This window comes from Cryomorphaceae bacterium, from assembly GCA_017798125.1.
GTDB lineage: Bacteria > Bacteroidota > Bacteroidia > Flavobacteriales > ECT2AJA-044 > ECT2AJA-044.
In genome coordinates this window covers 183519-202760 of record CP059070.1, presented here as the reverse complement: position 1 = coordinate 202760, position 19242 = coordinate 183519, and the positions used below count along the sequence as shown (strand labels likewise).

17 protein-coding genes are annotated in these 19242 nt (G+C 49.7%); 11 read left to right on the top strand and 6 right to left on the bottom strand.

From position 1 onward, the window contains the following. Positions 1–88: 88 nt before the first annotated feature. Both HZ996_00925 and HZ996_00920 read left to right on the top strand, forming a co-directional pair. On the top strand, positions 89–1669 hold the full coding sequence (locus tag HZ996_00925) for a T9SS type A sorting domain-containing protein (GenBank protein QTN37754.1): 1581 nt from the start codon (positions 89–91) through the stop codon (positions 1667–1669). A gap of 97 nt (positions 1670–1766) precedes the next feature. Then, positions 1767–3395, top strand: a complete 1629-nt coding sequence (locus HZ996_00920) for a T9SS type A sorting domain-containing protein (protein ID QTN37753.1) — start codon at positions 1767–1769, stop codon at positions 3393–3395. Positions 3396–3399: 4 nt separating this feature from the next. Here the strand turns inward: HZ996_00920 and gldA are convergent, their stop codons facing one another. Then, positions 3400–4299, bottom strand: coding sequence for a gliding motility-associated ABC transporter ATP-binding subunit GldA (gldA, locus tag HZ996_00915; protein QTN37752.1), 900 nt, complete (start codon positions 4297–4299; stop codon positions 3400–3402). A gap of 27 nt (positions 4300–4326) precedes the next feature. Here gldA and rsgA point away from each other — a divergent pair, with 27 nt between their 5' ends. Genes rsgA through HZ996_00895 form a run of 4 tightly spaced genes read left to right on the top strand, consistent with a single transcriptional unit; the run spans position 4327 to position 6343 of the window. Next, entirely contained in the window at positions 4327–5271 is a 945-nt protein-coding gene (gene rsgA / locus HZ996_00910) for a ribosome small subunit-dependent GTPase A (GenBank protein QTN37751.1), read from the top strand. Beyond that, positions 5272–5718 (top strand): D-tyrosyl-tRNA(Tyr) deacylase, encoded by a 447-nt coding sequence (locus tag HZ996_00905; GenBank protein ID QTN37750.1) that lies wholly within the window; start codon positions 5272–5274, stop codon positions 5716–5718. It begins immediately after the preceding gene. Beyond that, positions 5718–6047, top strand: a complete 330-nt coding sequence (locus HZ996_00900) for a nucleotide pyrophosphohydrolase (GenBank protein QTN37749.1) — start codon at positions 5718–5720, stop codon at positions 6045–6047. The genes HZ996_00905 and HZ996_00900 overlap by 1 nt, the downstream gene beginning before the upstream one ends. Further along, a complete protein-coding gene (locus HZ996_00895) occupies positions 6044–6343 on the top strand; it encodes a hypothetical protein (protein ID QTN37748.1) in 300 nt (99 codons plus the stop codon). The genes HZ996_00900 and HZ996_00895 overlap by 4 nt, the downstream gene beginning before the upstream one ends. On the opposite strand, the gene HZ996_00890 is transcribed toward HZ996_00895, so the two are convergent. Next, positions 6337–8250, bottom strand: coding sequence for a TonB-dependent receptor (locus tag HZ996_00890; protein ID QTN37747.1), 1914 nt, complete (start codon positions 8248–8250; stop codon positions 6337–6339). The genes HZ996_00895 and HZ996_00890 overlap by 7 nt on opposite strands. A 119-nt stretch (positions 8251–8369) precedes the next feature. Here HZ996_00890 and HZ996_00885 point away from each other — a divergent pair, with 119 nt between their 5' ends. Genes HZ996_00885 through HZ996_00875 form a run of 3 tightly spaced genes read left to right on the top strand, consistent with a single transcriptional unit; the run spans position 8370 to position 11399 of the window. Then, positions 8370–9326: a hypothetical protein gene (locus HZ996_00885; protein ID QTN37746.1), complete on the top strand. Its 957-nt coding sequence runs from the start codon at positions 8370–8372 to the stop codon at positions 9324–9326. Then, entirely contained in the window at positions 9323–10402 is a 1080-nt protein-coding gene (locus HZ996_00880) for a cytochrome-c peroxidase (protein QTN37745.1), read from the top strand. The genes HZ996_00885 and HZ996_00880 overlap by 4 nt, the downstream gene beginning before the upstream one ends. Then, the gene (locus HZ996_00875; protein QTN37744.1) at positions 10377–11399 is read left to right on the top strand and encodes a cytochrome-c peroxidase; all 1023 of its coding nucleotides are present in this window, start codon (positions 10377–10379) and stop codon (positions 11397–11399) included. The genes HZ996_00880 and HZ996_00875 overlap by 26 nt, the downstream gene beginning before the upstream one ends. 52 nt (positions 11400–11451) lie before the next feature. Here the strand turns inward: HZ996_00875 and HZ996_00870 are convergent, their stop codons facing one another. Then, positions 11452–11745 (bottom strand): F0F1 ATP synthase subunit epsilon, encoded by a 294-nt coding sequence (locus HZ996_00870; GenBank protein QTN37743.1) that lies wholly within the window; start codon positions 11743–11745, stop codon positions 11452–11454. A gap of 23 nt (positions 11746–11768) precedes the next feature. Next, positions 11769–13277 carry a F0F1 ATP synthase subunit beta gene (locus tag HZ996_00865; protein ID QTN37742.1) on the bottom strand — a complete coding sequence of 503 codons (1509 nt, stop codon included), beginning with the start codon at positions 13275–13277 and terminating at the stop codon, positions 11769–11771. 132 nt (positions 13278–13409) lie between these two features. Here HZ996_00865 and HZ996_00860 point away from each other — a divergent pair, with 132 nt between their 5' ends. Both HZ996_00860 and HZ996_00855 read left to right on the top strand, forming a co-directional pair. Continuing rightward, positions 13410–14336 carry a bifunctional riboflavin kinase/FAD synthetase gene (locus HZ996_00860; protein QTN37741.1) on the top strand — a complete coding sequence of 309 codons (927 nt, stop codon included), beginning with the start codon at positions 13410–13412 and terminating at the stop codon, positions 14334–14336. Continuing rightward, positions 14333–14824: a leucine-rich repeat domain-containing protein gene (locus tag HZ996_00855; protein ID QTN37740.1), complete on the top strand. Its 492-nt coding sequence runs from the start codon at positions 14333–14335 to the stop codon at positions 14822–14824. The genes HZ996_00860 and HZ996_00855 overlap by 4 nt, the downstream gene beginning before the upstream one ends. Positions 14825–15117: 293 nt before the next feature. Here the strand turns inward: HZ996_00855 and HZ996_00850 are convergent, their stop codons facing one another. Continuing rightward, positions 15118–16332: a gliding motility-associated C-terminal domain-containing protein gene (locus HZ996_00850; protein ID QTN37739.1), complete on the bottom strand. Its 1215-nt coding sequence runs from the start codon at positions 16330–16332 to the stop codon at positions 15118–15120. Continuing rightward, positions 16329–19238, bottom strand: coding sequence for a T9SS type A sorting domain-containing protein (locus HZ996_00845; protein ID QTN37738.1), 2910 nt, complete (start codon positions 19236–19238; stop codon positions 16329–16331). The genes HZ996_00850 and HZ996_00845 overlap by 4 nt, the downstream gene beginning before the upstream one ends. Positions 19239–19242 lie beyond the last annotated feature (4 nt).

Sequence of the window (19242 nt, the reverse complement as noted above, 5' to 3'; positions counted from 1 at the left end):
AGAATTATGCGCCTACGGCGCGATGCCCTCCTTCCAACCACACCGCCCACTTTCTCGTATATCTTAGAGAACCCCTACCTTAACTCCCATGTGCCGCCTACTCCTCCTTTCGATTCTTCTACTGCCCTTCGGCTCAAATGCCCAGGTCTTTAAATCCATCGACACCAACCAAGTCTCCGTTGGCCTTGAAGCCAGTGGTATCCACTTCATGGACGGTCAATTCAACAGCTCTTATTGGATTCCCAAGGGCTCGGGAAACTCCACCATTCGCTTTGGTCAATTCTGGATTGGTGGCTGGAACGCGAACAACGACCTTCACGTCGCCGCTGAAATTAGCCCGGCAGTCACTGGCGACTTTCGCCCAGGACCGGTCAACAACGACGCCATTACCGAACCCCAATACAACCGAGTTTGGCGCGTTTCTCGAGGCGAAATTCTCAGCCACCAAGCCAACTACAACCAACCTGGCTACATAGCTCCACCAGATATTCTCGACTGGCCCGGTAACGGCGACACCCTAAAAGGCGAGGCCTGGCAACTTGCGCCTTATGATGACCTCAATGCCAATGGGGTCTACGAGCCCAATTTCGGTGAGACCCCATGCATTCGCGGCGATGAAGCCGTCTATGCCATTTATTCCGATCAGCTGGACGAAGCCGCCGGTCCGGGAATCGGAACCGATCTCATTGTGGAGTTTCACACCATGCTCTATGCCTACACAGCCGTACCCGGGCATGATTATTTGGACTCCACCATTTTCAACCATACGGTGGTTCACGCCCGAGGATTTCAGGATTTCACCGACGTCTACCTCGGCCACTACATCGACTTTGACATTGGCCAGTTCTACGATGATTACCTCGGAACCGATGTCCCTCGAGACCTCTTCTATGCCTTTAACGGCAATGGGGTAGATGCCGACTACGGCGTCGATCCTCCCGCACAAGGTGTCCACGTGCTCAATGACCCCACCGGCCAAGGCCTGCACGCCACCATGTTCTACACGGACTTGACCACGGCGACCGGACTCCCTCTTTTTGATGAGCATTATTATCAGAGCCTCACGGCTCGATGGAAGGATTCGACGCACTTGGTCTTCAACAACAACAATGGTCATGTCGGTGGCGGACCCGGACCCGACTGCAACTTCATGTATTCGGCTGGAACGGACCCGAATCATCCGACTCCCTCTTGGGAAGAATGGAGCGCCGCCCAAAATCCAGGGCAACGCCGAGCCATGGGCTCTATTGGTCCATTCGACTTAAACGCCGGTGATCGATTGGAATTTGACTACGTCTACCTCTTCGGTCGAAAGCAGTTCTTTGGCCCTGCCGGGGGTGTTCAGCGCATTCAATTTTTGTCCGATCAAGTGGACTCCTGGTGGGCGCAACAAAACTACACCTGCTCCAGTCAGACCATTGGAATCGACGATCTACAGCCCGATTATCGCGTCTTCCCGAATCCGACCTCCAATCAGGTCCACCTTCAGTTTGACCGACAAGTTCAAGGAAGATGGCAGCTCATCACCACCGATGGACGAATCCTTCAAGAGGGCCTTTTGGATGAGGTTCAGCTTCAGGTCGATCTTCAGGCCGTTTCCTCTGGGCTTTATTTCTTGCGTCTCCAAAGCGATAGTTGGAGTGCTACTGAGCGAATTATCAAACAGTAGTCTGATAATCAGAGGCTTCCAGATTTGTGATTTAATCTAAGAATTGAATTTTCACTGGCGCTAGGGTCTTTCTAATTTGAATGGAAAGATCAGTACCATGAAATTAACCTTACTCACAGGAGCGGTCATCGGACTTGCGCTCCAGGTATCCGGACAGTCGTTTCAGTCCGTGGATACCAACAGCGTCCGAATGGGAATCAACGCGGATGGCAGCCATTTTTGGAATGGAGCCTTCAGCCAACACGAGGTACCGAAAGGATCGGGCTTATCGACCCTATTTGCCGGAGAATGGTGGATTGGCGGTTTTGACCAAGGAGGTTCATTGCACTTGGCAGCGCAAACCTACCGACAAACAGGATGGGATTTTCGCCAAGGCCCGGTTAATTCTACCGGTCAGCTCGATGCTAGCTACAGCAAAGTCTGGAGGATCTCACAGCAAGATGTCTTGACACATCAGGCTCAATTTCAAGATCCGAACTACGTCATTCCTCAAGACATCCTCACCTGGCCAGGAAATGGCGATGTGAGCAATGGAGAAGCGGCCCAACTGGCTCCTTATTTTGATGTCAACGGAAACGGAATCTACGAACCACTCCAAGGCGATTTTCCCTGCATTCGCGGCGATCAAGCGGTCTATGCCATTTACAGTGACCAGAGAGAGGTTCAAATTGGAAACGGTTTGGACATGGATGTGGAAGTCCACACGATGCTCTATCAATTCGCCCCTGTACCGGGTGCGGAATTCTTAGACTCCATTGTTTTCAGTCATACCGAAGTATACTCTAGAGGAACCAATGGGTTTTCCGGCGTCTACATGGGGCATTACGTGGACTTTGATATTGGCATTTGGGACGATGATTTCTTCGCATGCGATGTTGCCCGTAATTTAGTTTACGGTCAAAATGGCGATGGAAATGATCAAGGCGGTTACGGAACCCAGCCTCCTGCTCAAGGAGTGCTGCTTTTGGGAGCTCCAGAAGCCCCATTGCAAGACGGTGTAGACAACGACCACGACGGCATCATCGACGAGCCAGGTGAGCAATTGGGTTTCTCTTCAGCCATGGCCTTTGATGGAAGTAATGGTGCTCTTGGTATTCCAAGTAGCTTATTTGAATACTACAACTGCCTCACGGCGCACTGGGCCGACGGCACGCCTTTGACCCGGAATGGGGGTAATGGCCATGCGCCTACCGGGGGTACTGGGCCCACAACGAACTTTCTTTATCCTGGAAACACAGATCCTGCTTGGCCAGGCGGAACCTGGTCCGAGTCTACGGCTGGGAATACGGCAGGTGAGCGCCGTGCCCTGATGAATATCGGTCCTATGGACCTAGACATCGGTGACCATTTCGGAATTGACTTGGCCTATGTTTTTGCTACCGACGAAGGCATCGGAACCTCTCGTCTGGTTCAGGTGGCCGATTCAGTGAGGGATTGGTTTGACGTTCAGTCCTTTTCGTGCAGCAGCACCATCGGCCTTGCTGACGAGGCGGAAGTTGAGTTTAGTCTGTTCCCGAATCCGGTGCACAATGAACTACACGTTCAGATTCAGGCTCCGGTGGAAGTGGAGTGGAAGCTCTACGACCTGAGTGGACAGCTCATCCGTGAAGGCCGATCCGATGTACCGGTCTTTACCTTGGATTTAGAAAATTTGGCTGCAGGAAGTTACCTGTTCGAGGTCAGTGGACAGGGACTCTACGCTACGAAGCCCTTGGTAAAGCAGTAAGTTCTTACTTGGTGAGTTCCTGGAACACCTGTTCCAGGGACTTGCTTTCCTGGGTGATTTCCAGAATGGTGGTGTCCTGTTCTACGGCGAACTGGAACAGGGATTTTCGGAGGTCTTGACCGCTTCCGGACTCTACCTCGAAGGTATTTTTTTTCAGTTCGCGCATGCTTTCTATACCGCTGAGGCGCTTGAGCGCCGCTGTGTCGACCTTCCCTTCAAACTCCACGCGAACGAGCTGGCGTTTGGAGGTGAGGCCGGCCAATTCTGACGTGGGCTTGTCGGCGACAATTTTACCCTTATTGATGATGATCACACGGTCGCAGATGGCCTCGACTTCCTGCATGATGTGGGTCGAGAGCATGATCGTCTTGTCTTGAGCAATTTCTTTGATGAGGTTCCGAATCTCGACGATCTGGTTGGGATCGAGTCCAGTGGTGGGCTCATCCAGAATGAGCACCTTGGGGTCGTGAATTAAAGCCTGAGCTAAGCCCACGCGTTGACGGTACCCTTTGGAGAGCGCGGAGATTTTCTTGTGCTTTTCCGGAGTGAGGCCCGTGCGTTCGATCATTTCATCGACCCGTAGGGTCTCAGCGCCCGAAATACCGGCCGCAAAAGTCAAAAACTCACGCACGTACATATCCAGGTACAAGGGGTTGTGCTCGGGCAAGTAACCGACTTGCTCGCGCACCTTTATGGACTCTGTGGCCACGTCAAAACCGTTGACCGTGACTTGCCCTCCACTTTGAGGTAGGTAGCAAGTGATGATCTTCATCATGGTAGATTTCCCGGCACCGTTGGGCCCGAGGAATCCGACAATCTCGCCGGTACCGATGGAAAAAGACACTTGGTCGAGCGCTTTTTGCTCGCCGTACACCTTGCTGACTTCTTTAACCTCAATGCTCATGGCCGTAAATATAGCTAACTTGCCGCCATGAAAGGGCGCGTGACCAAAAGTACGGGGAGTTGGTACTCGGTTGACCTCGAAGATGGGTCTTCGATCGAGGCGCGCATTAAAGGAAAATTCCGCACTCAAGGCATTAAAAGCACCAATCCGGTAGCAGTAGGTGACTGGGTCACGATCGATCGTGAGGAGGGCTTAGAAACGGGTGTGATCAGCGCCATACACGACCGGCACAATTACATCGTGCGCAAGAGTGTGAATCTGTCTAAGCGTACCCATGTTCTGGCCGCCAATATTGATCAGGCGCTTCTGGTGGTCACCTTGAATTACCCCAAAACGTATACGGCTTTTATCGACCGGTTTTTGGTGACGGCCGAGGCTTATGATATTCCGGCTGTACTGGTCTTCAATAAAATCGATCTGCTGGATGATGAAGAGGTCCAAGAGCTGGCTCATCTGATGGCCCTCTATGAGGATATTGGGTACACGGTTCTCGGGACGGTGGCCACGAAAGGTCGCGGAATCGATGAGCTAAGAACTGTTCTCGAAGGACAGGTTACCTTAGTTTCGGGGAACAGCGGAGTGGGCAAAAGCACGCTCATCAATCAGGTGGACCCGGCCCTGGATTTGAGGACGACCGAAATTTCTGGGGCCTTTGAAGTGGGGCAGCACACGACCACCTTCGCGGAGATGTTTCCTTTGGCTGGAGGTGGATACATTATTGATACGCCCGGAATCAAAGGCTTCGGCGTGGTCGATATGGATAAATACGAGATCACGGATTACTTCCCGGAGATGTTCGCCATCAAGCACGAGTGCAAGTTCAATAATTGCTTGCATATGGACGAACCCAAGTGCGCCATCAAGGACGCGGTGGAAGCCGGTGAAATTGCTTATTCCCGCTATCGAAGCTACCTTAGCTTGGTCAATGGTGACGAAGAGTCTTCTCCTTATCGGGAGGATGAATACAAGTAAATGCGCGCAATCCTTCAACGTGTTTCAAGGGCCGAAGTCCGAATCGATGATCGGGTCGATGGATCTATTGATCATGGCCTAATGATTCTACTCGGTATTGAGCAGGAAGATGGTCAAGAGGACGTGGAATGGTTGGCTCGTAAGACGAGCGAGCTGCGTATTTTTTCGGACGCCGAAGGACTGATGAATTTGAGTGTTGTAGACGTGGATGGTGCAGCCCTCGTGGTCAGTCAATTCACCCTGCACGCCAAGTATAAAAAGGGTAAGCGACCGAGTTTCATCAAAGCTGCGCGAACCGAACAGGCCATCCCGCTGTACGAAGCCTTTGTTGCGGAACTCGGGAAGTACGTTCCGGTTGAAACCGGCACCTTTGGCGCAAACATGCAAGTAGAACTGGTGAACGATGGTCCGGTAACCCTCGTTTTGGATACCAAGAACAAAGAATAATGGCAGGAATCACAGAAATTCAGGAAGAGGTAGACGCGTGGATCAAGGATCACGGAGTGCGCTACTTCAATGAGCTTACCAACATGGCCCAGTTGAGCGAAGAAGTAGGGGAAGTGGCCCGCATCATCGCCCGCCGTTATGGGGAACAAAGCGAGAAGGAAAGCGATAAATCCAAGGACTTGGGAGAGGAACTCGCCGACGTTCTTTTTGTGACTGTTTGTTTGGCCAACCAGACTGGGGTAGACCTCCAAGCGGCCTTTGATCGCCGAATGGATAAGAAGACGAAGCGCGACCACGATCGCCACCACAACAATGAGAAACTGAAATGATCAGCGAGAAAGAACGTCAGTGGATGGAGCGGTGGAGTCAGTTCCGCGCGAAGGGGCGTTGGAGAGGTATCTTCATTCAGGGCGGTACCTTCCTTTTGTTCTACATCATCTTGATGGCCGTGTTGACGCGATTCCTTTCCTTTCCAGACCCCTTCTTTGAAAACCTGGCTTCAGGAGACACCACTAAGGTGGGAATCACCATCCTGATTTACCTAGCCGCAGGTTTGTCCTACGGCATGTTCAACTGGTCCATGTCTGAACGCCGCTATAAGCGTTTGACACGCGGAGATCAGTAATCGATCGAGAAGGTTGCTCCCCCGTAAATCCAAATGCCCGGTTGTGGTACGCCCAAACGGTCTTCGTAGGTCTGATCGAGCAGATTGCTTGCGGCAACGTAGGCATTGAGTGCGCCCAGATCTGCGTTGATCCGTAGATTCAGCAGGGTCACTGGATTCTCAATTTCCGAACCGGTTAAGTCTTGCGACCAAGCGCGGTCTTGGAGGCTGGCATCCCATCGCGCCGTGAGGCGCCAAACCAGCTTGTGCTCGATGCCCAAACCGATTTTGTGACGCAGGTTATCCAGTACGTACAGAGAGTTGATGCCGTCAGCTTTGTCTCCGTCCATGAAGGTGTAGCTCAAGCGTACCTCGCGAAGGAAGGCATCCGCAGCGCCGCGCCAAAGACCTTCGATTTCGAGTCCGTAGAGGTCGATTTCCGTGAGGTTGGCCGCCACAATGCTGTCTGCGCTGTAGAAGATCCAATCGATCAGATCCGTCCCTTGGCGGTAGAAAACCACGGCCTTTAGGTCAATGGGTCGATCCTTTCCAATGCGTCCGGCCCACCCCAGTTCGTAGTTCCAAGCGTATTCCGGACGGAGGTCCGCGCTTCCTTGAGCCCCTCCTAATCGGTAGTATAGATCTGTGTAGGTGGGTGTTCGGAAGGAGCGATTGGCTCCGGTGAATAGGCGGTGCTTGTCGTTCAAGGAATAGGCAATGTCAATTCCTGGAAGGAGGTCGAAGCCAAAGTCGCTGTGCTGATTGAAAAGCGCCCCTCCAGTGATGCTCCAGTTTCCTGTCGTAATGTGGTGCTCCAGGTTGAGGCTGTAGTTTTGACGCTGGCGTCCGAGGTAGTAGAACTCGTCGCCTTCAGGGACTTCGATAGGATCGGCTAGTGAATCCCCAAGGTTGTTGGAGACGATGTTCTCCGTCCGTCCATTCAAGGCAATATTGGTCTTTTGACCGTTGCCGTAGTCATAGGTTGCGGCCCATTCGCCGCCAATCACGTCCGTTCTGTGGTAATTGTGTTTGGTGTACCAGGACGGCACGTCGATGTCTTCAAAGCTCTCACGGAAAAGCTCGAAACGGTCGAAGTGACGACGCACCATCGCGTATCCGCGCATGTTCCAATTCCCCACTTGAGTGCGGTAGCGCACGGCTCCAAAGAGGCTTTGGGTCTGTTCGAATTGGTTCGGGAAATTGACGCTGTAAAAGGTGCTGGCCCCAAAGGCTTTTCCGTTCCAACCCCCTTGAACGGCGAGCTCTCCGCTCTTGGTCGGCATCAAGAACTTGGCGCTGACCTGCTGGTTGGTGAAGTCGGTGTTGTCGGTAAAGCCATCGGACCGCGTGCCGGTGTAGCTCAAGATGAGTTGATTGTCTCCAAAGGCGACGCCTTGATCGAATCCTCCGGAAACCAAAGCGTACTGCCCTCCTGTGAAGCGCAGGTTGGTGTAATTGCCTCGCTTGCTGTTGGTGATGAGGTTCACGGCGCCCGAAAAGGCCTGAGGACCAAAGAATCGACTTCCTCCAGTCAAGATTTCCACGCGCTCCACTTGATCGAGCGGAAGTGGGAGGTTGAGGTTGTGGTGGCCGGTTTGGGGATCCATCAAGGGAATTCCGTCGATTAAGATGAGGCTTTGATCAAAAGTTCCGCCTCGGATGCCTAGGTCTGCTTGGACGTCGAAGGGGCTTCGTTGACGCACATCAATACTCCCCAAGTGCTCGAGTCCTTCGTTGAAGCTAATGGAATTACTCCGCAGTTCCTCACCACTTACACGGATGAGGTGGCGTGCGACTTCCTTTTCATCAAGGTCTATTTTGGAGGCCGTCAAGACGACTTCAGGTAAGTCGTATCGGCTGGTATCGGCTTCTTGTGCTTGGATGGCTAGGGTGGAGGCCAAAGCTAAGGAGAGGAGGGTCTTTTTCATAGCGATTTGAATCAGCGGGCAAACATAGTAAGCCTGACTAAACTGACAAAATAGAGGCAAAAAGCTTCCGCGATCAGGGATAAATCGCTAATTTTCAAGGCTATTTGAAAGTTACACAGATGAAAAAGCAACTACTCCTCTGTCTTCTGATGGTGGGCTTTTGGGCCGCCGGTCAAAGCAACGTGCGTCTTGTGATTGAGCATGAGCTCAACGGCCAGCCTTTCACTATGGGGATGGTCGGTCAAAACAACCTCGGACACTCCTTTGATGTCAACCGATTGGAGTACTACGTTTCGGGGATTCAATTGACCCATGATGGCGGTCAAGTCATCGATCTTCCCGATGCATATTTCTTGGTTCAAGGCGATCAGGTCCTGGATGAATCCTTAGGATCCTTGAACATAACCCAGATTGAGGCCATAACCTTTGCCATTGGAGTGGACACGGCCCGAAACCACTTGGATCCCAATTCCTGGCCCATGACCCATCCTTTGGCGCCGAAGAATCCTTCCATGCACTGGGGCTGGACCGCAGGATACCGCTTTTCCGTAATGGAAGGAACCTCGGGAGCAGGCTTCAATCAGTTCTACGAGTTTCATGCCTTGGGTAACAAGAACTACAATCCACAAGAGATTCAAACGGCTGGGGAGATGGACAATGGCGACATCGTGATTCGCTTGATCGCCGACTACGCGGAAGCCGTTCACAACATTCCTCTGGATCAGGGGATGATCCAACACGGTCAAGACGATGAAGCAGCCGAATTCCTCGGAAACTTTGAATTGCGCGTATTCAAGAGTTCAGACGGCAATGGGCCAACGGCCAGCGTTGCAGAACAGAACCGATTGCTTTACCAAGTGTATCCGAACCCTGCAGCCGATTATGTGGAGCTGCAATTGTCCCACAACGCCACTGTTGATGGGTACCTCTGGCGAACGATTGACGGGCGTGTGGTTGAGCGCGGAATGTACAACGGAGGAGCCATTGCTACACCTCAAGGGAGGCGGAGTATTCTACTCGAGATGTACAACGGGCAAGAATTCTATGGATCTCAACGCGTTGTGATTCAGCGATGAAGCGATCACTCTTCATTCTAGGCCTCGTTTTTACGGTCTTTGCCTGTTCCAAGGATAATGATCCTGGACAAGAGGTTCAGTTCGACGACACCCCATATGCCTTTAGTTTCGGGGATTTTCCTGCGCCGGATTTGCCGCCGGACAATCCACTGACGGTACAAGGCGTGCAGCTCGGACGAATGCTCTTTTACGAGCCCAAACTAAGCTTGGACAACTCCATGTCCTGTGCATCCTGTCACAATCAAGCCAATGGCTTTTCAGATACGAACCGGTTTTCTCTAGGAGTTCACGGACTCCCCGGCGGACGCCAAGCGATGGCCGTATTCAATATGGCTTGGAACAACAATGGGTACTTCTGGGATGGCCGAGCTCCGCTCCTGAGAAATCAAGCCTTAATGCCCATCGAAGACTCGCTTGAAATGGCGGAAACTCTGGACAACGTTGTGACAAAGTTGGCTGCGGACCGCAGATATCAGGATCAGTGGGTTCGGGCCTTTGGCGACGAACCAATTTCGGCATCGACCATCGCTCTAGCCCTCGAGCAGTTCATGTTCAGCATCGTGTCTGTAGAAAGTAAATACGATCGGTTCCTGCGCGGGGAAGTGAACTTGACCGACAGCGAAGAACGTGGAAGAGAACTCTATTTCGCTGAGTACAACCCTTTTTTCCCGGACGAATCCGGTGCGGATTGTGCCCACTGCCATTCTCCTCGAAATTTTGAAAACGACCAGTACATGAACAACGGCTTGGATGCCGAAGCAGACATCGACGACTTCGGCCTTGAGCTGGTGACCGGCCAGGTTAGTGATCGAGGGAAGATGAAGGTGACCTCCTTGCGCAATATTGAGTTGACGCCGCCTTACATGCACGACGGTCGCTTTCAGACCTTGGAAGAGGTGGTGGAGCATTACAATTCGGGCATCCAGTCTTCATCGACCTTGGACATCACCTTGGCCAATACCCAACAGACAGGTCTAATGCTCGATGCACAGGACAAGGCGGACCTGGTAGCCTTCCTGAAGACCTTTACGGACGAAGTCTTGACGACCTATGAACCGTATTCCAGCCCTTTTTAAGCTCCTCTTTGCTAGCCTAATCTGCTGTCTTGCCCTCCTGGCCTGCACATCAGAGCAGGCCGAGCCAGAGATTCTGGGATACCCCGTTCCGGCCGGTTTTCCTGACGTGCCCGAGCCCGAGGGGAATGAGTGGTCTGTGGCTCGATGGACCTTGGGCCAAAAGCTCTTTTTCGACACACGCCTTTCCAAGGACAACTCCGTGAGCTGCGCCAGCTGCCACAAGCCCGAATTGGCTTTTGCCGACAACAAATCCACAACCCCCGGGGCCTTCGGACGACCTGGAACCAAGAACGCACCCTCCCTGGCCAATGTGGCCTATCATCCCTATTTCATGCGCGAAGGCGGCGTCCCCACCCTGGAGATGCAGGTCTTGGTGCCCATTCAGGAACACAACGAGTTCGCCCACAATATTTTGGAGATCGCAGAGGCCCTACGGGCCGATGCAGAACTCGATTCCCTCAGTCATCTCGCCTACGAGCGCACCTTGGATCCCTTTGTACTCACGCGAGCCATCTCCGTATTTGAACGATCTCTGTTGAGTGGTACGAGTCGCTACGACCTCTATGAGCGGGGCGCAGAAATGGCCCTATCGGGTCAAGAGCAGTTTGGTCGCCAATTGTTTTTTAGTGAGAAGACCGGCTGTACCAGCTGTCACGGAGGCGTGTTGTTCAGCAATTTCGAAATCACCAATAACGGTCAAGACACCACCTTTGCAGACATAGGCTTAGAGCGCTTAACCAGCAATCCGGAGGATCGATACCAGTACAAGACTCCTTCACTGCGCAATGTGGCCATCACGGGACCGTACATGCACAATGGACGGATGCATTCCTTGGAGGACGTGATCGACCACTACAACGCTGGCGGGATATCGCATAAGTACGCGGATAAACGCATCGAGCCGTTAGGCTTAAACACTTCAGAAAAGGCGGCTTTGGTCGCTTTCTTGCGTTCGCTGACCGATGAGCGCTTTCTCGAATCCGATTGGCGCCCATAAAAAAAGCCCCTCCGAGTAGAAGGGGCTTTAACTATAAACAAAGGTCGTTCGATTAATCGGCTAGCACGATGACCTTATTGTTTTGCATTTCAATAACACCACCATTGACCGGCAACAACAACTCGCGATCATTCGCTGTGCTGCGCTCCAATTTTCCAGAAATGGGCTCGATGTGATCCCGAACTCCAGCCGCTTCGAGGATACGAATATCTCCCGCAGCCAAAGTGGAAATAATGGGGGCGTGGTTGTTCAAAATCTGAAAGCTACCATCCACACCAGGCAAAGTGACCATGTCAACTTCGCCGCTGTAGACTTTTTCTTCCGGTGTGATGATTTCTAATTGCATAATCGCTTTGCTTTACGCAGTTCTTAGCGTGCTTCTGCAAGCATTTTCTCTCCTGCCTCGATCGCTTCTTCGATGGTTCCTTTCAAGTTGAAGGCTGCCTCTGGATATTGGTCAACCTCACCGTCCAAGATCATGTTGAAGCCTTTGATGGTATCGTTGATGTCTACGAGTACCCCTGGGATACCGGTAAACTGCTCCGCTACGTGGAAAGGCTGAGACAAGAAACGCTGTACACGACGTGCGCGGTGTACAACCAACTTATCTTCTTCAGACAATTCGTCCATACCCAAGATGGCGATGATGTCTTGAAGCTCGTTGTAGCGCTGCAAGATCTCTTTTACGCGCTGAGCACAACGGTAGTGCTCCTCTCCAACGATCTCCTCAGAAAGGATACGAGAAGTAGAGTCCAATGGATCTACCGCTGGGTAGATACCCAAGGAAGCAATCTTACGACTCAATACCGTAGTGGCATCCAAGTGAGCAAACGTTGTTGCTGGCGCAGGATCCGTCAAGTCATCCGCAGGTACGTAAACTGCCTGTACAGATGTAATAGATCCGTTTTTGGTTGAAGTAATACGCTCTTGCATGTTACCCATCTCCGTAGCGAGAGTAGGCTGATACCCTACCGCTGATGGCATACGTCCCAAGAGTGCTGATACTTCAGAACCCGCTTGTGTAAAGCGGAAGATGTTGTCGACGAAGAACAGGATGTCGCGACCTTGTCCGTCTCCTTCGCCATCGCGGTAGTATTCCGCCAAGGTCAATCCAGAGAGGGCTACACGAGCACGTGCCCCGGGAGGCTCGTTCATCTGACCGAATACGAAGGTCGCTTTGGAATCCTTCATATCGTCTTTGCTCACTTTGGTCAAGTCCCAGCCACCTTCTTCCATGCTGTGCATGAAGTCGTCGCCGTATTTGATAATACCTGCTTCCAACATTTCGCGGAGCAAGTCATTTCCTTCACGAGTACGCTCACCTACACCGGCAAATACAGACAAACCACCGTGTCCTTTCGCGATGTTGTTGATGAGCTCCTGAATCAATACTGTTTTTCCTACACCAGCACCACCGAAAAGACCAATCTTTCCTCCTTTGGCGTACGGCTCAATAAGGTCAATAACTTTAATTCCAGTGAAGAGTACTTCCGTAGCCGTTGTCAGATCCTCGAAAAGAGGCGCTTGACGGTGGATTGGAAGACCGTTGCTGTTGTCGAGCTCTCCGTTTCCGTCGATGGCTCCACCAGTAACGTTGAATACGCGACCGCGAATTCCTTCACCGATTGGCATTTTGATCGGAGCTCCAGTGGCCACAACATCCATGTTGCGAACGAGTCCGTCAGTTGAATCCATGGCGATGGCACGAACCGTGTCTTCACCTGTGTGTTGTTGAGTCTCCAGTACGACAACTGTACCGTCGGCCTTGGTTACTTCAAGGCTATCATAGATCTTTGGAAGGTCTTGGTCTCCTCCGCTAAAACGAACGTCCACGACGGGACCGATAACCTGTGCAACTTTTCCGATGTGATTCGACATAATCGATTGATTAGTTGATAGAAAAACAAGCTGAATTTTCGGGTGCAAATGTAAGGTTTATTTTGGTTTTGAGTGGGGCTCTGAGGGTCCTTTTTTTATTTCTAATTTTGCCTGTGTAAAACAGCGTGGCCCTTGAAGATCTATTCCTCGATCGACGACTTTCCAACCTTGAAGAATGCAGTGGTCACCACCGGGACCTTTGACGGTGTTCACTTGGGCCATCGACGCATCATTCAACAGCTCAAAGACCTGGCGGAATCCATCGGCGGTGAGACCGTACTGTTGACCTTTTGGCCTCACCCTCGAATGGTCTTGTTCGACGATCAAGATCTACGGCTGATCAATACACAAAAAGAGAAGGAAGCGCTTTTGGCTGAGGCCGGAGTCGATCATCTTATTGTTCATCCCTTTACCAAGCAGTTTAGTCGCCTTACAGCGCTGGAGTACGTACGAGAGATCTTGGTCAACCGCATCGGAACCAAGAAGCTGGTCATTGGTTACGATCATCACTTTGGTCGAAATCGCGAAGGAAACTTCGACGATTTAATTGAGTATGGACGAACGTATCACTTTGACGTTGAGGAAATTCCCGCTCAGGTTCTGGATAATGTGAGTGTGAGTTCCACCAAGGTGCGCAAGGCTCTTTTAGATGGGGACGTAGCTACGGCCAATGATTACTTGGGCTCTATTTTCGAACTGAATGGGCAGGTGGTCAAAGGAGATACCCTCGGGCGCACACTCGATTTCCCTACGGCCAATATTGAAGTATCCGAAAAGTATAAATTGATTCCGGCCGATGGGGTCTATGCCGTTGAAGTTTGCGTCCAAGATATCTGGCATTTGGGAATGGCTAACATTGGCAAGCGACCGACCGTATCAGGGCAAGACCGCCAAATCGAGGCCAACCTCTTTGACTTTGACGAAGACATTTATGGAGAGCAGGTCACCATGCGCTTCCATCAGCGCCTCCGGGCGGAGCAAAAATTCGGATCTCTGGAAGAGCTCAAAGCGCAGCTTCATTTGGACCGTGAAGCGGCACTGAATATCCTGAATTCATGAGGGGGCTTGTGGTTGTTATTTTTTGTGTTGCGACCCTTGGGCTTCAGGGACAAAATTGGGTATCGGGAAAGAAGGCTGAGCGTTGGAGTGAGGTCGAGTATTTGGACCTCAGTAAAATGAAAATGGGAAAGACAGGCATCCCTGATAGCTTGTGGCAAATGACGCAATTGAAGGGCCTCAACCTGTCGCGAAATAAATTGAATGCCCTCAGCGGGCAGATTTGCAACTTAACATCGCTGGAACAACTTATTCTAAACAGAAACGATATTTACGTCTTGCCCGAGGAAATAGGATGTCTGCAAAAGCTCACCTACCTTGACCTTTGGAGCAATCACATAGACAATCTGCCCAAGTCCATGGAAACGATTCCCAACCTCAAAAAGGTGGACTTCTCAGGTATTGTCGTCTTTCCTGAGCGTCAGGATGAGCTTACCAAACGTTTTCCCAATACCGAACTCAAGTTCAACAAGAGCTGTAATTGTCACTGACTTGGTTCTTAGGTCTTAGTTTTGAGTTCTTAGTTGACTGAAATTCTTGTGAGGAAGAGGCCTCTTTTTTCAGAATTGGTAATATACCGCTCAAGGTCGAAAGCGCACAGGATTCGACTCTAGGCCCAAGATTCTAGGTCCAAGACTTTAGAATGCTGTCGGTGCTTGGTTAAAAGGCTATTTACTCCTTTAGGCATTTACTCGCGGCAAGGCCGCGAATGGGCTCTGTTTGAGCAGTGTAATACTCCACTTATACCAATTATAGTACTTCTGCCACGGATAACACTTTCGCCCTAGCGCAATAAAGTAATCGATCCCTTTTCTTCAACGGTTTTTCCGTCACTGCCTATGCCTTTGGCCACAAGGTAGTAGTTTCCTTCGGGGACAGCGCCGCCGTTCCAGCCTTCAAGTTCGTCGAATCTTCCAGAATAGCTCCAAACGAGCTTTCCCCAGCGAGAATAGACCTGCAAATCGATTTCCTCAATGTCCTTGCCGATTGGTATCCAAACATCATTTTCACCATCACCATTCGGTGTAAAAACATTCGGCAGTTCCAGTTCCAAGCACGATTCATTGAATACACTTACAGTATCCCAGGTGACGTCGAACTTAAAGTCCATTTGAGCGAGGAAGTAGGTGCTTGGCGAATCATCTACCATAATCGTTCTTTCTGTACTGATGGTGTCTCCGAAGCTGTTAACCCACCAGTACATGTATTCATCGTTTCGGTACGGAGTAGACAATTCCACGGAATCACCTTTACATACGCTTACATCTGCACCGGCATCTGCAACATACACCGGGGCATCACAGGGATACAAAGCGACGTTGTCGATGAAAAAGCCAGATTCAAAAAATGAATGATCTGTGAACACCCAATTACTTGAAAGCCACCCAATAGTTAAGTGCTTAAGCGTATCTGAAGGTGTAAAAGAACTTTTTAATCTTCTCCATTCTGTTTTGGAAAGGGTATCTAGGCTAGAGAAAGAAATTTGAGGTGTAATTCCAGGGGGAGAATACACCTCCATGGTAAACTCTTCGGCACTGAAATAACAGTCTAATCCAAAACTCCAGTCTGTGCTAGAATAGTCTGCCAAGCTAATGGAAAGGTCTATTTGATAGCACTTTCCTAGAACCAATGGCTCCTTTAAGGTTGGTTGAATGGATTCAATAAGAAAATCATGATTACTTTGACTAAACCAGTTTAGGTCAAAACCAATGAAAGCATAATTGAATCCGTATAGAGGTTGTTGAAAGCCATGCACAACGTCCGGGGGAATATAGCCAGTAATAGAACATGGGCTTATTAAATCGCTGGCTCCGTTATAGTTTCTAGTTGCTCGCTCCCACCCGTACGAGTCATAGATTCGCCCTTGACCAATTATATCCTCGCAAGGAACACTGTACTCTTCAAAAGAAGGGTTAACAATCAAGTTTTGAGCACAAATAGGTGCCGTCATTACGACGACACCTATAACGATGCTCGATATTGCTCTTTTAGCGATCACTTGATCACGATTGAATGCACCTCACTCGTGTTGTTGTATTGGAGGTTTAATTGATAAACCCCTGCGGGCATATCATTCAGGTAGAACCCGTATGCTTTTCCCGTGAATACCACGTCGTTTCTATAAACTTTTCTACCAAAAATGTCCATGATTTCTATGTTGACTTCTTGATCTTCGGCTTGGAATAAGTCTTTACTTTCAATCACGAGTCTTCCAGAAGTAGGGTTTGGGTACACGTTTACTTTCTCGAAATCGTAGTTCCGGAATCCAACAGACTTATTTTCTATATCGGAGTTTCCATCCATACCGAGCATGACCCAGGCGCTCAGTACATTGGGGCCGTATTCGGCAATTCCACCAGAATAGGCTATGGCCAATAGATCGTTGCGAACAGATGTTGGGAAGTCGATTCTCTGCGCATAGTAGTTCACGTAGGCATCCACAATTTTGGATGTTTCAGCATAGTATTTTGCAGTATCGGCAGAGAGAGCTAAGGCGCTTGAAGTTAAATTATTCCAATTTCCGTTTTGTAGGTTGTAATACATGGCGCCCATTTGCTCTTCTGGCGTGTTGCTCAGAACTAAGGGGAGACCGGATGATTCAGCCGAATCCAAGACTGTTTGGGCACTTAAAATAGCATTGTATTCTTGATCCCGCTCGGGTAAAACTACATTGGGTAAAGTCGCGCTACTTGTGCTGCTACCCGTAAGCCCACCACCTGAAAGGGTCTGCGTTCCGCCTCCACTGGAACAGGGCGATTGGGCTACAGAAACAATCTCTGTGAATATTGGTCCGCCGCTTGCAACTTGTTGATCCGGATCTAGGCCAGCTCCTCCCGTACTCCTGTAGAGAGTTGGATTTGTTGTCGCTGTTCCCGTGATGTCCGTACGAGGTGGAGCAGCCGGATTGTACCATCTGTTATCCTGCACACCACCCGAGATCAATTGATTTGAAAGGGTTGCGTTATCAAAAAACCAGCCTTCGTAATATCCATCCATGGTATTACACCAATACTGAGTTCCAGAAAGGTTGTCTCTACCCAGTATGGCTCTGCCCATTTCATCAATGGTATTTTCATAGATGTCGGCATTGGTCGTTTGTTCTACTCTGATTCCGACTAAAAATGTTGCCTCAGAGCTTGAAACGCCAAAGGTCTTTTCAACGGAGTTATTATAAACTTCCGAATACGTACACCCTAAGATCGTAATACCTTGACGAAAGACAGCGGCGAGCGATGCCGTGAAATCTACGTCGTTGTTATACACCTTTGTTTCATAATTCGACCCATTTCCAAGGACGTTGAACACTTGGATTCCGTAGCGGTACGAGCTGATCTCATTTCCGTAGATATCCACATCCAGTAATCTTGGTGTAGCATTCTGACATGAAACTGAAACGACCGATGTTCCATTAGTCCCATCAAAGTCATTGTCCCAAATATCGGCCCCATCAAAATCGCGCATCCGAATATCATATCCATTCCCAATGCCACGGGCATCGTTACACGATAGGTAGAACTCCCTGCAAAAAATGGCCACCTGACAATCGGTGAACTGTACCTTGTCAAAGGTATTGGTAACGGTACAGCTTGCTTCCTCAAAATAATCCAATGTTCCAGTGGGGCCTACGCAATAAATGGCGGCATGGTCAGGATCAGGATTGGAAAGTACGATTGTTGCATTTTGGTCAAACTCAGCGTTGAACACCTCTATTTCACTCGTATTGGCATAAATACCGTATTGAAAATCTTGAAAAGTATTGGGTTCAACACCACCAATCTTTAAATCGTTGACGTTGGCTACATCAATACATTTATATGGATAGGGCTGAGTTTGGTAAGGAATAATTAGGTTGCTTCCAGAGTGTATAAATTCGTTTCCATCTATGCCAATTAGATTCGGTGCGTACGGAAATGTTGTAGGCTGATAATCATAAACTCCGATACCAATATGGTTATCTTCGAAGCTGCTAAACCTTATCTTTAAGTAGCCATTGTTCTTTGACTGGATAGCTGTTTTTCCACCTAATATTTTACTATCGATAAAGTGGAGGGAGTCGGAAGGAGCATCGGCAATGATCCCTTCAAACATGTAGATATCACACGGTTCAACACGACTTTCCAAAATGTAAAGGGTTTTGAAATTATCAATGTTCATTTTTGCATCTGTCCCTAAGTATATGGTGCAGTTTTGGAAAGTTATCTTTTGGTCCACCTCAAAGTTGCCATTGATTCTTACTGTTCTGTTGGAGACTATTGGGTTACCGCCATTTAAACTGTTAATCAAATAGCTTGAGGTGTTGTGGCCTATTGGCACTTTTATATCAACCGACCTATCACAGCAAAGGAATATATCAAGTTCATAGGTGAGGGTAAAGGATGAAGTTCCGTCGCTTACGACTAATTCATACAGTCCGGCATCTGATAATCCAACAAGACCAAGATTAATGGATGTGCCCGTAGCTCCAGATATCAAACTCCCGTTTGGATCATACCATTGATAGGTATATCCAGTACTTGGGAGGTTGGGAAAATCAAGAATTACAGTATCTTCTTCACATACTTGAAGATACTTGCTGCAGTTGTCTAAGTTTGTAACGGATACTTGATCAATCAAGGTGTAGGCAATTGGAATCGAGCCACCTGAATTAATAACCGTATAGTTTAGATTCGCATCCAGTTCGAATACCCCTAACGTCAAGTAGTTTAGATCAGCCCCTGAGTTGTTCGTCACAATATCGGTGACTTGAGTCCAGGTTGATGGAGTTGTGCCATTATAATCCACCTCAATTGCGCCAGCAGGAATAGCCATATTCGTGGTTATGGGGTCGGCCAGCAGTATTCCATTAGACAAGACAGCCGCGAAGTGGTCAACAGTGTACTCATACGTCAAAGATGTTGTTGGCACTTGT

Coding starts and splice junctions, on each gene's coding strand:
- HZ996_00890 (QTN37747.1), bottom strand. CDS start 8,250: ATGAAAAAGACCCTCCTCTCCTTAGCTTTGGCCTCCACCCTAGCCATC.
- HZ996_00870 (QTN37743.1), bottom strand. CDS start 11,745: ATGCAATTAGAAATCATCACACCGGAAGAAAAAGTCTACAGCGGCGAA.
- rsgA (QTN37751.1), top strand. CDS start 4,327: ATGAAAGGGCGCGTGACCAAAAGTACGGGGAGTTGGTACTCGGTTGAC.
- HZ996_00900 (QTN37749.1), top strand. CDS start 5,718: ATGGCAGGAATCACAGAAATTCAGGAAGAGGTAGACGCGTGGATCAAG.
- HZ996_00905 (QTN37750.1), top strand. CDS start 5,272: ATGCGCGCAATCCTTCAACGTGTTTCAAGGGCCGAAGTCCGAATCGAT.
- gldA (QTN37752.1), bottom strand. CDS start 4,299: ATGAGCATTGAGGTTAAAGAAGTCAGCAAGGTGTACGGCGAGCAAAAA.
- HZ996_00925 (QTN37754.1), top strand. CDS start 89: ATGTGCCGCCTACTCCTCCTTTCGATTCTTCTACTGCCCTTCGGCTCA.
- HZ996_00875 (QTN37744.1), top strand. CDS start 10,377: ATGAACCGTATTCCAGCCCTTTTTAAGCTCCTCTTTGCTAGCCTAATC.
- HZ996_00865 (QTN37742.1), bottom strand. CDS start 13,277: ATGTCGAATCACATCGGAAAAGTTGCACAGGTTATCGGTCCCGTCGTG.
- HZ996_00880 (QTN37745.1), top strand. CDS start 9,323: ATGAAGCGATCACTCTTCATTCTAGGCCTCGTTTTTACGGTCTTTGCC.
- HZ996_00855 (QTN37740.1), top strand. CDS start 14,333: ATGAGGGGGCTTGTGGTTGTTATTTTTTGTGTTGCGACCCTTGGGCTT.
- HZ996_00885 (QTN37746.1), top strand. CDS start 8,370: ATGAAAAAGCAACTACTCCTCTGTCTTCTGATGGTGGGCTTTTGGGCC.
- HZ996_00920 (QTN37753.1), top strand. CDS start 1,767: ATGAAATTAACCTTACTCACAGGAGCGGTCATCGGACTTGCGCTCCAG.
- HZ996_00895 (QTN37748.1), top strand. CDS start 6,044: ATGATCAGCGAGAAAGAACGTCAGTGGATGGAGCGGTGGAGTCAGTTC.